Genomic DNA, 13,222 nt, shown 5'->3' on the forward strand with positions numbered 1-13,222 from the left:
CTTCGGGCCGGACGCGGGCGAGCGCGTCCGGCGGCCATCGGCCGAACCGAGACCATCAGCACAACACAGCACAACACCAGAACACACACATGACCGACCTTCCCGTGTACACCGCAGCAGACACCCGGCGACGCGTCTTCGCAATCGTCGGCGCTTCGTCGGGCAATCTCGTCGAATGGTTCGATTTCTATATCTACTCGTTCCTCGCGCTGTATTTTTCGGCGGCGTTCTTCCCCGGCGGCAATCCGACGGTGCAATTGCTCAACACCGCAGGCGTGTTCGCGGCGGGCTTTCTCATGCGTCCCATCGGCGGCTGGCTGTTCGGGCGGATCGCCGATAAACACGGCCGACGCAACGCCATGATGATCTCCGTGCTGATGATGTGCGGCGGCTCGCTCGTCATCACGTTCTTGCCGACGTATTCGTCGATCGGTGCATGGGCGCCGTTCCTATTGTTGATCGCGCGCTTGTTCCAGGGTTTGTCGGTCGGCGGCGAATACGGCACCAGCGCGACTTACATGAGTGAAGTGGCGTTGCAGGGGCGGCGCGGCTTCTTCGCATCGTTCCAGTACGTGACGCTGATCGGCGGGCAACTCGCCGCGCTGCTCGTGCTCGTCGTCCTGCAAATGTTTCTGTCTACCGAAGAACTGAAGGCGTGGGGCTGGCGCGTGCCGTTCTTCGTCGGCGCGTGCGCGGCGCTCATCTCGCTGTATCTGCGCCGCTCGCTCGATGAAACCACCACCGCCGAAACGCGTCGCCGCAAGGAAGCGGGCACGCTGCGCGGACTCATGCAGCACAAGGCCGCGTTCATGACCGTGGTCGGTTTCACGGCGGGCGGCTCGCTGATTTTCTACACCTTCACGACCTACATGCAGAAGTATCTGGTCAACACGGCGGGCATGCACGCCAAGACCGCCAGCAACGTGATGACCGGCGCGCTGTTCGTCTACATGATCATGCAGCCGGCGTTCGGCGCGCTGTCCGACCGCATCGGGCGACGCCGCATGATGCTCTGGTTCGGCGGGCTCGCCACGCTCTGCACCGTGCCGCTGCTGCACGCGCTGTCCGGCGTCACCAGCCCGGTGATGGCGTTCGTGTTCGTGGTCATCGCGCTGGCGATCGTGAGCTTCTATACGTCGATCAGCGGGCTCATCAAGGCGGAAATGTTTCCGCCGGAAGTGCGCGCGCTGGGCGTGGGTTTGTCGTATGCGGTGGCCAACGCGCTGTTCGGCGGCTCGGCGGAATATGTCGCGCTGTGGCTCAAGCAGGCGGGCAGCGAATCGGCCTTCTTCTGGTATGTCACGGTGATGTGCGCCATCTCGCTCGTCGTGTCGTATCGCATGCTCGATCCGAGCAAGGAAGGCTATTTGCGCAACGAGCCTTAAAATAGCGATTGGCTGGGAACGCGCTTCTTTAGATCCGATGATTGCCTTCAGTCAGGATTTCCATTAGCGCGAACCCTTACTGTCTGCTCAACTTGCTCGTAACGGTAGTATGGTGTTTTATGCGGTATGCATGCGCGGCGCTCGCCCGAGCGCCTCTTTCCCTCAAAACGCATGCACTTGCGCGCGATGTTCGTGCGCACAACGGCGATGAACGCACTCGGCGTGTCGGTTAGCCTGCCCGGAGCTTGTTCATGGAAGATTTCGACGAAACGCTTTTTCTTGTCTGGCGGTCCAATCTCAACGTCCTGGTCGGAACGCCGGGCGGCGCGGGACGTCTTGCGCGCATGATGAGTTTCTCGCCGACCTTCATGAAGCTGATCGTCGCGGGACAGCGGGATTTCAACGAGGAATTCGTGCGCGGCATCGAACTGGTGACGGGACTGCCGCCGCACTGGATGGACGAACGCCGCGACCGCGACGAAATTCCGCCCGAAGCGCAACGCGCGCTCGATGAAGAATCGCCGGTGGCGATTTTTCGGGGTACGGCGCATCCGCAACCCAAGCGCTCGGTGTTGCGCGGGCCGGAACCGTTGCTGTCGCAGACCGAAGCCACGCGGCGCGTCGCCGATCAGGCGCAGCAGCAGGCCGAAGCGAATCGGCGCGATCTGCTGTTCAGGAAAAACCGGGAATTGCTGTCGCAGGATTTGCGGCGTCTGGAGCGCCAGCTTCAGTTGCTTCAGGTCGAAGCCATGCAGCCGAAGGCCGATGAACTGCTCGCCTCCGACCGCATGAGCGAAGCTGCGAAGGCCGATCTGTCAGGCCGCCTGGAACAGGTCGACAAGCACGTGAAGCTGCTGCATCAGCATGTGGAAAAGCTCGTCGCGCTGCTGTCCGGCCCGGACGATGCGAATCCGGGCGATTTCGGCTGATCCGTTCTACTTCTTGATGCCGCGCCGTTCGTCTTCCGTTTCCGGTTCGGGATGCACGGCAATCGGATCGCTGGCCGGAAAGGTTTCTTCAAGCGCCTCGTCCAGCAGCGCGTCTTCATCGACGGGATGAGGGTCTTTCGCCTGCTCTTGACGTGCCTTCGTCATGGTGCGCTCCGCGATCAGTCATCGAATGGCTCAATATATCAGCGCCTTTATTTCAGCGCGCGCGGCGGTAGTCGGTCGGGCGCACGCCGGTCCATCGGCGGAAAGCGCGACGAAAGGCGCTCGGCTCGGCGAAACCGAGCGCATGCGCGATCTGCGGCACGGTTTCGCGCGTCTCGGCCAGCCGCGCGATGGCGAGATCGCGGCGTAGCGCGTCCTTGATCGACTGAAGCGTTTCGCCTTCCTGTTTGAGATGCCGCCTGAGCGTGGCTTCGGCCATGTTGAGCGTGGCGGCAAGTGGGTCCGCTTCGGGCCAGTCGGCGGGCGCGATCTCCCGCAAACGCGCCCGCACGCGCGCCGCTATCGATTCCGGATTCCGATACTTGACGATGAAATTCGCGGGCGCGCGCCGCAGGAAGGTCTTGAGCGTCGTGGCGTTCTGCACGACTGGCAGCGAGGCGCAATCCGGCGCGAGATCGACGAATGAACGCGGCGCGTCGAAGCGCAACGCGTCGCAGAACATGAGGCGATATTCGTCGCTGGCGTCCGGTTCCGGGCAGCGCAGATGCGCCGCGAGCAGCGGCACGCGCCGCCCCAGCAGCCAGCACAGCAATCCATAGACGAGGATGAAAGCGGTCGCATAAGCGAAGGCGCTTTTCGGCGCGATGCCATCGTTGAACCCGATCCGCACGCGCGCTTTGTCGATATCGACCTCCAGCTTCAACTCGTCAAGCACCAGCCGCAGGAAGCCCGTGATCCGCGTCAACGCCTCGCGGCCATCGCGCGCGCCGATCGCGGCGTGGCACATCAGCACGAAGCTGCCGCGCCGCATCGGATGCCGGTCGAGGCCGAAGAATTCGTCGTCGAGCGCATCCGCGATGGCGTGCCACAGTCGCCCGTACTGCGCGGGCGTGACGCGCGCATCGAGGGCGATGCCGCTCGCATCGAGCAAAGTCTCGCGCGACACGCCGCGCGCCTCGGCGCACTGCAATGCCGCCTCCACGAGACTCGCCGAAATCGAGTCGCGTTCGATGTCTTTTCGAAAGGTTCGGGTTGTCACTAGGTGGCGAAAGCGCTCAGTTAGCGTGATCGTTTCGGGCATCGGCCACGGTCGGGAGATTGCCTAGACTCGTGCCCATGAGGCACGCGGCATCGGCGAAAGAGTGTAATCGAACCGGTGCGCCGGGATGGCGAGGCCTCGCCACACAGACATTGGGTGCATGACATGATCGACAGCTTTCTCAGCGAAGAACAACGCATGATCCGCGACGCGGCGCGCCAGTTCGCCACCGAAGTGCTCGCGCCGAACGCCGGCCAGTGGGACCGCGACGGCGCGATTCCCGACAACATCGTGCGTCAGTTGGGCGAACTCGGTTTGCTCGGCATGGTCGTGCCCGCCGAACTCGGCGGCACCTTCAGCGACTACACCGCCTACGCGCTCGCGATGGAAGAGATCGCCGCGGGCTGCGCCTCCTGCGCGACCATGATGAGCGTGCACAACTCGGTCGGCTGCGGCCCGATCCTCGCCTATGGCACCGACGCGCAGAAGTCCGAATGGTTGCCGCGTCTGGCCAGCGGCGAAGTGATCGGCGCGTTCTGCCTGACCGAGCCGCAGGCCGGTTCCGAAGCCAACAACCTGCGCGTGCGCGCGGTCGAACGCGATGGCAAATGGGTGCTGTCCGGCAGCAAGCAATTCGTGACGAACGGCAAGCGCGCGGGCGTGGCGATCGTCTTCGCCGTCACGGACCCGGACGCGGGCAAGCGCGGCCTGTCCGCGTTCATCGTGCCGACGGACACGCCGGGCTTCAACGTGGGCGCGCCGGAGCACAAGCTGGGCATCCGCGCGTCGGATACGTGTCCGATCACCTTCGATGATTGCGCGATTCCCGCCGCCAATCTGCTCGGCCAGCGCGGCGAGGGCCTGAAGATCGCGCTGTCGAATCTGGAGGGCGGGCGCATCGGCATCGCGGCGCAGGCGTTGGGGATCGCGCGCGCGGCGTTCGATGCATCGCGCGAGTATGCGAAGGATCGCGTGCAGTTCGGCAAGCCGATCCGCGAGCATCAGTCCGTCGCCAACATGCTCGCCGATATGCAGACGCAACTCAACGCCGCGCGCCTGCTCGTGCTGCACGCGGCACGCATGCGTACCGAAGGCATTCCGTGTCTGTCGGAGGCGTCGCAGGCCAAGCTGTACGCGTCCGAAATGGCCGAACGCGTGTGCACGCATGCCATCCAGATTCACGGCGGCTACGGCTTTCTGGAGGACTATCCGGTGGCGCGGCATTATCGCGATGCGCGCATCACGCAGATTTACGAAGGCACGAGCGAAGTGCAGCGCATGGTGATCGCGCGCAATCTTTGATTGCGTTTCGCTCGGCAGGCAGTCCGATAAAAACTCATGGAGACGCAATGAACCCGGCTCAGCCCTTCATCGAAGCACGCGACTTTCTGCTGGCGCATCGCACGGATTACGACACGGCGTATCGCGATTTCCGCTGGCCCGTGCTCGGCGACTTCAACTGGGCGCTCGATTATTTCGATCCGATGGCGCGCGGCAACGATTCGCCCGCGCTGCATATCGTCGATGACGGCGGCGCGGCCACGCGGCTTTCGTTCGCGCAGATGAGCGAGCGTTCGGCGCGGGTGGCGAATCATCTGCGTGGGCTGGGCGTCGCGCGTGGCGAGCGCATTTTGTTGATGCTGCCGAACCGCGTCGAGTTATGGGAAACGATGCTCGCCGCGATGAAGCTCGGCGCGCTCGTGCTGCCCGCGACCACGCAGTTGGCGCCGGGCGATTTGCGCGATCGCATCGCGCTCGGGCGTGTGCAGCATGTGATCGCGGATGCGGGCGAGACCGCGAAGTTCGAGGGCATTGAAGTGCCGGGGCTGCGCATCGCGGTGGGTGGTGCGCGCACGGGCTGGCTGGCTTACGACGATGCGTACGAAGCGTCGCCTGACTTCACGCCCGACGCAGTCACGCGCGCCAGCGATCCTTACTTGCTCTACTTCACGTCCGGCACGACATCGAAGCCGAAGCTCGTCGAGCATACGCATCAAAGCTATCCGGTCGGCCATCTCTCGACGATGTACTGGATCGGCCTGCAACCCGGCGACGTGCACTGGAACATCAGTTCGCCGGGTTGGGCGAAGCATGCGTGGAGTTGCTTCTTCGCGCCGTGGAATGCGCAGGCGTGCGTGTTCATCCGCAATTTCAGCCGTTTCGATGCCGTGCGCACGCTCGAAGCGCTCGTCGAACACGGCGTGACGACGCTGTGCGCGCCGCCGACCGTCTGGCGCATGCTCGTGCAGGAACCGCTCGGCGCGTACGCGGTGAAGCTGCGCGAGATCGTCGGGGCGGGCGAACCGCTCAATCCGGAAGTGGTGGAGCGCGTGCAGGCCGCGTGGGGCGTGCCGATCCGCGATGGTTACGGGCAGACGGAAACCACGGCCCAAATTGCCAATACGCCGGGTCAGCGTCTGGTGCCGGGTTCGATGGGCCGTCCGCTGCCTGGTTACCGCGTAGCGTTGTTGGACCCGGAAGGCGCGCAAGCGGAGGAAGGTGAAATTGCACTGACGCTCGATCCGCCGCCGCTCGGATTGATGACCGGTTACGCCGACAATCCCGCCGCCACGCAGAACGCGATGCGCAGCGGTTTCTACCGCACGTCCGATGTCGCCGCGCGCGCCGACGATGGCTATTTCACCTACGTCGGCCGCGCGGACGATGTGTTCAAGTCGTCGGACTACCGGTTGAGCCCGTTCGAACTCGAAAGCGTGCTGATCGAGCACGAAGCGATCGCGGAAGCGGCTGTCGTGCCGAGTCCCGATCCGCTGCGTTTGTCCGTGCCGAAGGCGTTCGTCACGCTGCGTCACGGTTATTCGATCGGACCGGAACTGGCGCGCAGCGTGTTTGCGTTCTCACGCGAACGGCTCGCGCCGTACAAGCGGATTCGTCGTCTGGAGTTCGCGGAGTTGCCGAAGACCATCTCGGGCAAGATTCGCCGCGTCGATTTGCGCAGGCAGGAAGCGGCGCGCGCACAGGACGGCGCGCGCGGCGAGTTCGAATTCTGGGAGGAGGATTTCCCGGAGCTTCGCGCGGGGCAATGAAAAAAACGGCGAGACCCGAATTCAGGTCTCGCCGTTTTCATGACGAGCATGCGCAATGATCAGACTCGGAACCGCCCGGTTGCGCTTTCGCGCGGCCCCGATGGCCCGTGTCAATGCACGGCCGCGCGGCGCACCGACAAGCGCGTGAGGACCGGCAGCACCTTGCGGTTGCGCGGAACGGAGGACGGCGGCGGCAAATAGGACACGCCCGCCAGATCGCCGATACGCGGCACCGGTTCGGCATCGAGCACTTCGACTTCGACGCGTTCCACCATCAGCGGCGCAGGCTCGACCAGCGCTTCGGGCGCGGCCAGCTCCGGCTCGACGATTTCCTCGACCTTGATGCCGAGCGAATGCCGCACATCCACGCCCCGCGTTCGAACATCGAAACCGGCCAGCCGAATCACGCGTTCGCGGGTTCGCAGAAATTCCATGCCGGCTTGCGTCATCGGTTTCGACGACACATATTCGATCGCGACATCGAAGCCGCGCACTTTCGGATAATTCAACAAAAGTTGACCCGATCGGATATAGCGAAGGCAATGGTCGATTTTCCGCGTCAGCAGTTCACGATGTCTTGCATCGTCCTGCCAGTCGAGTTCGTCGAAAATGCCAATAAACACTTTCCGTAATAGGACATTCACCCCGACATAATCGATGGCGTCCACGTCGCGCACTGACATGGTCATTCCCCTGCGCCCGTAATGGGCAAGTATCAAAGGAACGCATTGTAACGGATTAATCGGGTGTAAATAACCGTGAAACTTTGAGTTATCTCTTTTAAAATCCTATTTTCGTAAGAGTCTTAAATTCGATTTTCGGCATATTCCGATTGAGTATAAAACGCCGTTTCAAATTAGGATTTGTTTGAGAATTAATTCAGGATTGTCTTCTGGATAAATCGGCCAATGTCGCGTCTGCCTTGCCTTCGGCGATGGCTTCGCCACTGGTCGCTTCCACTTGCGGCAAGGGCGGCTGCTCGTTGATCCACGCATTGAGAATGGCGGAGGTGACCGCCAGAATCACCGGCCCGATAAACAGCCCGACGATGCCGAACGCGAACATGCCGCCCAGCACGCCGGACAGGATCAGCAGCATCGAGAGATTCACGCCGCGCTTGATGAGCATCGGGCGCAGGAAGTTGTCGAGCATGGCGATCATGATCGACCAGATCAGCAGCAGGATCGCTGCGACGTGTGACCCATGCCAGAACAGCCAAGCCACACCGCCGATCAGCGGCAGGAGCGGGCCGATCTGCGCGAGGCACAACATCAAGGTGATCGCGGTGATGACGCCCGCCGCCGGCACGCCCGCGATCCACAATCCGATCCCGCCCAACGCCGACTGCGTGACCGCCGTCACCACGATGCCGAGCGCCACCGCCCGCACCGCGAGCCCGGCCAGCTTGATGGCTTCGGCCCCGCGCGTGCCCGCGACACGGGTGGCGAAGCGCATCACGTAATGTCCGGCCGCTTCGCCGCGCATATACAGAATGCCGGAGATGACGACCGTGATCGCCATGTGCATGACGAACACGCCGACGACTGCCGCGTGCGAGAGCATCCAGCGCGCGGCCACCGTGACATACGGCTCCAGCTTGGCGAGCAGCCCGCCGGGACCTGCGTCCGAAAGCGATTGCCATTCGGTCGCCGCGCGCTGGCCGGCGACCGGAACATCGTGCACCCAGTCCGGCGGCGGCGGCAGCGCGTAGGTCGGCAGGCTCTTGATGGCCGACATGATTTCGCCGCCGTGCAGCGCGAGCGTCGAGATCGCTTCGTAGAGCGGCAGGACGATCACGATCAGCAGCACGAGCAGCATCACGGCGGTGGCCAACCAGCGTCGTCCGCCGCAGCGGCGTTGCACGGCGCGCATCAATGGCCAGGTCGCGACCACGATCGTCGTCGCCCAGATGAGGCCCGGCAGGAACGGCCGCAGCACGTACAGGCTGCCGATGGTCAGCCCCGCCAGAATCGTGATGACGAGCAGGATGCGCGCGATATCCAGCGTCTGGCGCGGATGCGTGTTCAGTTGATCGTCGGAGGGCGGGGGCGTGGACATGGGCTTGTGTGGGATCGAGGCGCGGTCGATGCGGCGGTGCCGGGGAAGTGCGGCGAGCAGGCGCGGCAGGCCTTAACCCGGGCGGGCATCATACCGGCTCTGCAGTCCATACTACTAAAAAATTTTGATGCAAACCCGGTGAAATCGACGCGCCCGCGCGCGCCTTTCGTCACCCTTGCAGAATGCGCTGCCCGAAGCGCTGCGTGCCCAGTTCCGGAAACAAGGTCGAGGCGACGCGGCGCGGCTCCACGCCGAACGTTTCGCCCGCCGCGCTCGCGATGACCGCATCCAGCCCGGTCGTCGGTTTCAGATCGCGCGATTGATAGAGCGCGCCGGCCGACAGTCCCGGCCAGTCCGCTAGAACACGCCCGCCCGCCACCGCGCCCCCGAAAATCATTGCCGCCGATGCCGTGCCGTGATCCGTGCCGCCCGTTCCGTTCGCCGCCGCCGTGCGGCCGAACTCGGTCGCGACGAGCACGGTCGTGTTCGTCCAGTTCGCGCCGAGACCATCGGCGAGCGCGGCGATCATCGTGTCGAGCGCCTTCAGTTGCGCGGCGAGGCGCGGGTTCTGCGCGCTGTGCGTGTCCCATCCGCCGGTTTCGATCATCGCGATGCGCGGGCCATCCGGCTTGTTCAAAAAGCTCGCCGCTAGCTTGCCGAGACTCGCCGGATCTTGCCGCGCGCCCGCATCGGCGGCGAGACCGCGCGCCTGCATCGCGGCATCCCAGAGCGGATGGAGTTGCGCATCGCCCGCATAGAGTTGCGAGACGCGCGCGAGCAGATCGTCCGGCGCTTGCGGCAGCGAAGACGGCGCGTAGGACGTGACTTCGGCGCGTCCGCGCAGCGCGAGCGGCACGGTCGGCGCGAACGCGATGGCATCCGCGCGCGGGGCGGGCAGCATCGAAAGCAGGCGGTTCAGCCAGCCGTCTTTCATCTGATAGGGCGACATGCCGCCGGTTTCGAGCACGTTCTGGCCGTCGAAATGCGAGCGCTCACGATAGGGCGAAGCCACCGCGTGAACGAACATCGCCTGCTTCGATTGATACATCCGCGCGGTCTGCACCAGCGACGGATGCAGCGCGAAGATGCCGTCGAGCTTGATCGCGCTCGATGAATCGATCGCCAGCGGCCCGCGCAACGCGGCATAAGCCGGATCGCCATAAGGCACGACGATATTCAGCCCATCCGCCGCACCGCGCTGGATCACGAACACGAAGCGCTTCTCGGTTTCGGCCGATGCGAGCACGAGCCGCGGCGCGACGAGCATCGCGCCTGCGCCTGCGCCCGCGCACTGAAGGAATCGGCGACGCGTGGTCATGGGGTCATCTCCTCAAGAAATCGGGCGATACGAGCAGCAGCGCGAGCGCGGTCTGGGCGCTTTCGGCGCGCGACACGGCGATGGCGGTGGCATCGGACAAGGAACCGGGCAGCAATTGCGGACCGAGCGCGCGGGCATCGAGCCGGTCGCTGGTGCGCGCGGCGAAACGCTGCGCGATCTCGACGCGGCGCACCAGCGCATCCGGCGCGGCCCAACTCGCGGCAATATCGTCGTAACCGGCGGGCGAGCCGGGACGCCACGTTTGCTGGCCGAGTTGCGTGAGAATCGGTGCGGCCTGAATGCCGTGCAGATCGATGCGGCCCAGTCCGCGCAGCGACGAGATCGTCCATTCCCACGGCGTCTTGAACTTGGCCGCCGTGCCCGACCACGCTTCCGGCGATTCCACCAGCGTGCGATACACGCTCGGCAAATCGCCGCCGGTTTCGTTGAACACGCTTGCAAGCCGGTCGACGAGCGCCGGCGGCGGCGTATCCGAAACAAAGTGACGCGCCAGTTTTTCGCCGATGTGATGCGCCGTCGCCCGCGAACTCGCCAGATCGTGCAGCACGGCGAGCGGCTGCGCGACATCGGTTTGCGCGTATTGCCGGTTCGTGATCGTGCGCACGCCGGGTTCGTGCACGCGCGGGCGGAACACGAACTGGCCGGGCAGCGCGGGATCGTTCGGATTCTGGCCCGCGTTCGGACCCATCACGCCGAGACTCCAGCCGGTGAGCGCGCGCGCGAATTCGGTGACGTCCGTTTGCGTGTAGCCGCTGCGCACGCCGAGCGTGTGCAGTTCCATGATCTCGCGCGCAAGGTTCTCGTTGAGGCCGCGTTTGTTGTCGGGATCGCGCTGCGCGGCGCGCGTGGCTGCGGGACTGTCCGGGCCGACCGAGCGCGGTTGATCGAGAAAAATCTGCATCGCCGGATGCTGCTCGACGGCAATCAACATGTCCTCGAAACGGCCCAGCACATGCGGGCGGATCGCTTCGTTTTCGAAGGAACCGGCGAGCATCGTGACCGGCGGCTTTTCGGTGGAGATGGCGAAGTGATTCGCCCAGAAATGCACGAGCCGTTCGACGAAGGGCGCGTTCGTGGTCAGCGCGGCGGTGACGCGGGCATCGACGGCGGCGCGGTAGTCATCGCGGATTTGCTCGGCGTACTGCTTGCGGACGTCTTTCTTGTCTTTGTCCTTATCTTTGTCGTCGGTGTTGGCGCGGGCATCGCGTAACGCGCGTTCTCGCTCGACGAACTGCGCCGCGAGCGCGAGGCTCGATGGCTGCGCGGCGAGTGCAGGCGGCATCGGTTGATAGGTGCCGCGTGCTGCATCGGTCTGTTCGATGAGCCAGCCGCGCGGATCGGACGGCAACGCATCGCCGGGACGCGCGCCGAGTCCGAAGCGATTCACCGCGATGGCGGCGGGCGTGAGTGTCGGCGCGATGGCCATGATGGCTCCCGGTTTCTTTCGTTTAACGGCTCGGGCGCGGGAATCTGTCGCGCATATTCACTGTTGCTTGTCCGGCCGCTCGTCCGGCGGCACGGCGCGCAGCGGACCGTAACGCTCCATCGCGCCGACGAGCTTCATGCGTTCTTCCGGCGTGAGCGTCGCGGCGAAATCCGCCACGGCGTTTTCCGCACGCGCGCGCAGGGTCACGTCGGCCGTGCGCGCGCGGTTGAGCGCATCGTCCAGCGCGGCACGGTCGAGCGTCGGCGCGGCGAGCACGTGCGCGAGATCGATGCGTGCATCGCGTGCCTGACGAATCAGCGGCAGGCTTTCACGACGTGCGTGGCGCAAGGCATCGCGCAATTGTTGTTGACGGTCGGCAGACAAGTCCGCCGCCGCAAAGCGAATGCCGCGCTGTTGCTCGGCTTGCGTTTGCCGATGCGCAAACAACCGCCACGCGCCGCCCGCCAGCGAGCCGATCAGGAACACATTCAGCACGAGCGAAACCACCGCGACCGTCTTGATGAAGCGTGGACTCATTGATCGCTCCAGTCGTCCGGCGCGCCGCCGAACGCGGTGCCCGAATACGATTGTTCGAACCAGCCATGCGCCGCCTGCGCACTCTGCACCGGCGCCAGCAACGACGCGATCAGCACGCCCGCAGCGACCCCCGCCGCGCCCGCGCCGACCACGCCCACGCCCGAGAACCACAACCGAGGCCGCCGCCACAACGGCTTGTCACGCAGCACCGGCGCGGACGCGACGATGCGCCGCGTCATTGCCGCATCCGGCGCGGTGACGAAATAGGCTTCGAGCGCGTCGTCCAGCACGCGGGCATCGGCGAGCGCGGCGAGTGCATCGGCGTCGCGCGCTTTGATGAGGGCGATGGCGGCGGCGCGTTCCGCCTGCGGCCAGCGTTCGGGCGACGCACCGTAAGCCTCGGTGATGCGGCGGAATCGTTCGGGTGTCATCGGCTTTTCCTTGCGGCATCGGGATCGTTGGGATCGTCGGGCCGCGTATGCGCCAGGTCCGCGAGCGCGGTCCTGAGATTGCGGCGCGCGCGGGCGAGCAGGCTTTCGAGCGCATCGACGCTCAGGCCCATCAGCGCGGCGCTCTGCGCATTGGGCATGTCTTGGTAATACTGCAAAACGAGTGCTTCACGCTGACGCGCGGGCAAACGGGCGAGCGCTTGGTCGATCCGTACGCGCGTGCCCGCAGCATCGAGCCGTTCTTCGGGCAGCGGTGCGGGATCGACCTGTTCGGGCATTGCATCCGGGTCAGCGAGCGTCACTTCGCGATGCCGCCGCAAGCGGTCATAACAAAGATTGAGCGTCACGCGATGCAGCCACGTATCAAAACGCGCCTCGCCGCGCCGCCAGTCCGGCGCGATCTTCCAGATGCGCATGAACGCTTCTTGAGCCACGTCGTCGGCCTCGTCACGATCGCCCAGCATGCGCGCCGCGAGCGCGACGATGCGCGGGAGCTTTCTCGCGACGATTTCGCGAACCGCTCCCGGCTCCCGCTTGCCCACGCGGGCAATGAGCGCGATATCCGGATCTTGTTCTTCGTTCAATGTCTTGTCGGTTCTCGTTGCGCCCGGAGGACGGCATCGTGTTCGTCACGATCCCCGCCTCAATACACGACCACGCCCGACCGGTAATACGCCGGATGCGCCGGATAGACGACGCAGCCGGTGAGCATCGCCGTGGCGAGCATCAGCACTGCAAGCGTCTTCAACATGATGCACCTCGATTATTCATTCGTATGATGGGGCGCCGCCGCTTCTCCCGCGAACGACGCGGGCGGGCGGCGCTGGTCT

13 protein-coding genes are annotated in these 13,222 nt (G+C 64.8%); 4 read left to right on the top strand and 9 right to left on the bottom strand.

What is annotated here, in order from left to right; translation table 11 throughout:
• Window positions 1–89: 89 nt before the first annotated feature.
• Entirely contained in the window at window positions 90–1,385 is a 1,296-nt protein-coding gene (locus ACZCWR_RS17470; RefSeq protein WP_487304244.1) for an MFS family transporter, read from the top strand.
• A 251-nt stretch (window positions 1,386–1,636) separates the two neighbouring features.
• The gene (locus ACZCWR_RS17475) at window positions 1,637–2,314 is read left to right on the top strand and encodes a hypothetical protein (protein ID WP_487304245.1); all 678 of its coding nucleotides are present in this window, start codon (window positions 1,637–1,639) and stop codon (window positions 2,312–2,314) included.
• Window positions 2,315–2,320: 6 nt separating this feature from the next.
• Here ACZCWR_RS17475 and ACZCWR_RS17480 read toward each other — a convergent pair whose 3' ends face one another.
• Both ACZCWR_RS17480 and ACZCWR_RS17485 read right to left on the bottom strand, forming a co-directional pair.
• A complete protein-coding gene (locus ACZCWR_RS17480) occupies window positions 2,321–2,479 on the bottom strand; it encodes a hypothetical protein (RefSeq protein WP_487304246.1) in 159 nt (52 codons plus the stop codon).
• 52 nt (window positions 2,480–2,531) lie between these two features.
• A complete protein-coding gene (locus ACZCWR_RS17485; RefSeq protein ID WP_487304247.1) occupies window positions 2,532–3,578 on the bottom strand; it encodes an AraC family transcriptional regulator in 1,047 nt (348 codons plus the stop codon).
• 123 nt (window positions 3,579–3,701) lie between these two features.
• Here ACZCWR_RS17485 and ACZCWR_RS17490 point away from each other — a divergent pair, with 123 nt between their 5' ends.
• Together ACZCWR_RS17490 and ACZCWR_RS17495 are read left to right on the top strand one after the other, a co-directional pair.
• A complete protein-coding gene (locus tag ACZCWR_RS17490) occupies window positions 3,702–4,838 on the top strand; it encodes an acyl-CoA dehydrogenase (RefSeq protein ID WP_487304248.1) in 1,137 nt (378 codons plus the stop codon).
• Window positions 4,839–4,885: 47 nt separating this feature from the next.
• Window positions 4,886–6,583, top strand: coding sequence for an AMP-binding protein (locus ACZCWR_RS17495; protein WP_487304249.1), 1,698 nt, complete (start codon window positions 4,886–4,888; stop codon window positions 6,581–6,583).
• A 110-nt stretch (window positions 6,584–6,693) separates the two neighbouring features.
• Here ACZCWR_RS17495 and ACZCWR_RS17500 read toward each other — a convergent pair whose 3' ends face one another.
• The 7 genes from ACZCWR_RS17500 to ACZCWR_RS17530 form a co-directional block, all read right to left on the bottom strand.
• Window positions 6,694–7,266, bottom strand: coding sequence for a DUF6572 domain-containing protein (locus tag ACZCWR_RS17500; protein WP_487304250.1), 573 nt, complete (start codon window positions 7,264–7,266; stop codon window positions 6,694–6,696).
• Between the two features lie 196 nt (window positions 7,267–7,462).
• Complete coding sequence (gene ydiK / locus ACZCWR_RS17505; protein ID WP_487304251.1) at window positions 7,463–8,641, bottom strand: AI-2E family transporter YdiK; 1,179 nt, start codon at window positions 8,639–8,641, stop codon at window positions 7,463–7,465.
• A 169-nt stretch (window positions 8,642–8,810) separates the two neighbouring features.
• Window positions 8,811–9,959, bottom strand: a complete 1,149-nt coding sequence (locus ACZCWR_RS17510; RefSeq protein ID WP_487304252.1) for a DUF1501 domain-containing protein — start codon at window positions 9,957–9,959, stop codon at window positions 8,811–8,813.
• A gap of 4 nt (window positions 9,960–9,963) precedes the next feature.
• Window positions 9,964–11,406 carry a DUF1800 domain-containing protein gene (locus ACZCWR_RS17515; protein ID WP_487304253.1) on the bottom strand — a complete coding sequence of 481 codons (1,443 nt, stop codon included), beginning with the start codon at window positions 11,404–11,406 and terminating at the stop codon, window positions 9,964–9,966.
• A gap of 57 nt (window positions 11,407–11,463) precedes the next feature.
• Entirely contained in the window at window positions 11,464–11,943 is a 480-nt protein-coding gene (locus ACZCWR_RS17520) for a periplasmic heavy metal sensor (protein WP_487304254.1), read from the bottom strand.
• A complete protein-coding gene (locus ACZCWR_RS17525; RefSeq protein ID WP_487304255.1) occupies window positions 11,940–12,374 on the bottom strand; it encodes a hypothetical protein in 435 nt (144 codons plus the stop codon). The genes ACZCWR_RS17520 and ACZCWR_RS17525 overlap by 4 nt, the downstream gene beginning before the upstream one ends.
• Window positions 12,371–12,976: an RNA polymerase sigma factor gene (locus tag ACZCWR_RS17530; RefSeq protein ID WP_487304256.1), complete on the bottom strand. Its 606-nt coding sequence runs from the start codon at window positions 12,974–12,976 to the stop codon at window positions 12,371–12,373. Before ACZCWR_RS17530 ends, ACZCWR_RS17525 begins: the two co-directional genes overlap by 4 nt.
• Window positions 12,977–13,222: the final 246 nt, after the last annotated feature.

Source organism: Caballeronia sp. A2-2 (assembly GCF_057612605.2).

What these genes read in the sequence shown, in the direction of transcription:
- ACZCWR_RS17470 (WP_487304244.1), top strand. Translation starts at nt 90, where the DNA reads ATGACCGACCTTCCCGTGTACACCGCAGCAGACACCCGGCGACGCGTC.
- ACZCWR_RS17475 (WP_487304245.1), top strand. Translation starts at nt 1,637, where the DNA reads ATGGAAGATTTCGACGAAACGCTTTTTCTTGTCTGGCGGTCCAATCTC.
- ACZCWR_RS17480 (WP_487304246.1), bottom strand. Translation starts at nt 2,479, where the DNA reads ATGACGAAGGCACGTCAAGAGCAGGCGAAAGACCCTCATCCCGTCGAT.
- ACZCWR_RS17485 (WP_487304247.1), bottom strand. Translation starts at nt 3,578, where the DNA reads ATGCCCGAAACGATCACGCTAACTGAGCGCTTTCGCCACCTAGTGACA.
- ACZCWR_RS17490 (WP_487304248.1), top strand. Translation starts at nt 3,702, where the DNA reads ATGATCGACAGCTTTCTCAGCGAAGAACAACGCATGATCCGCGACGCG.
- ACZCWR_RS17495 (WP_487304249.1), top strand. Translation starts at nt 4,886, where the DNA reads ATGAACCCGGCTCAGCCCTTCATCGAAGCACGCGACTTTCTGCTGGCG.
- ACZCWR_RS17500 (WP_487304250.1), bottom strand. Translation starts at nt 7,266, where the DNA reads ATGTCAGTGCGCGACGTGGACGCCATCGATTATGTCGGGGTGAATGTC.
- ydiK (WP_487304251.1), bottom strand. Translation starts at nt 8,641, where the DNA reads ATGTCCACGCCCCCGCCCTCCGACGATCAACTGAACACGCATCCGCGC.
- ACZCWR_RS17510 (WP_487304252.1), bottom strand. Translation starts at nt 9,959, where the DNA reads ATGACCACGCGTCGCCGATTCCTTCAGTGCGCGGGCGCAGGCGCAGGC.
- ACZCWR_RS17515 (WP_487304253.1), bottom strand. Translation starts at nt 11,406, where the DNA reads ATGGCCATCGCGCCGACACTCACGCCCGCCGCCATCGCGGTGAATCGC.
- ACZCWR_RS17520 (WP_487304254.1), bottom strand. Translation starts at nt 11,943, where the DNA reads ATGAGTCCACGCTTCATCAAGACGGTCGCGGTGGTTTCGCTCGTGCTG.
- ACZCWR_RS17525 (WP_487304255.1), bottom strand. Translation starts at nt 12,374, where the DNA reads ATGACACCCGAACGATTCCGCCGCATCACCGAGGCTTACGGTGCGTCG.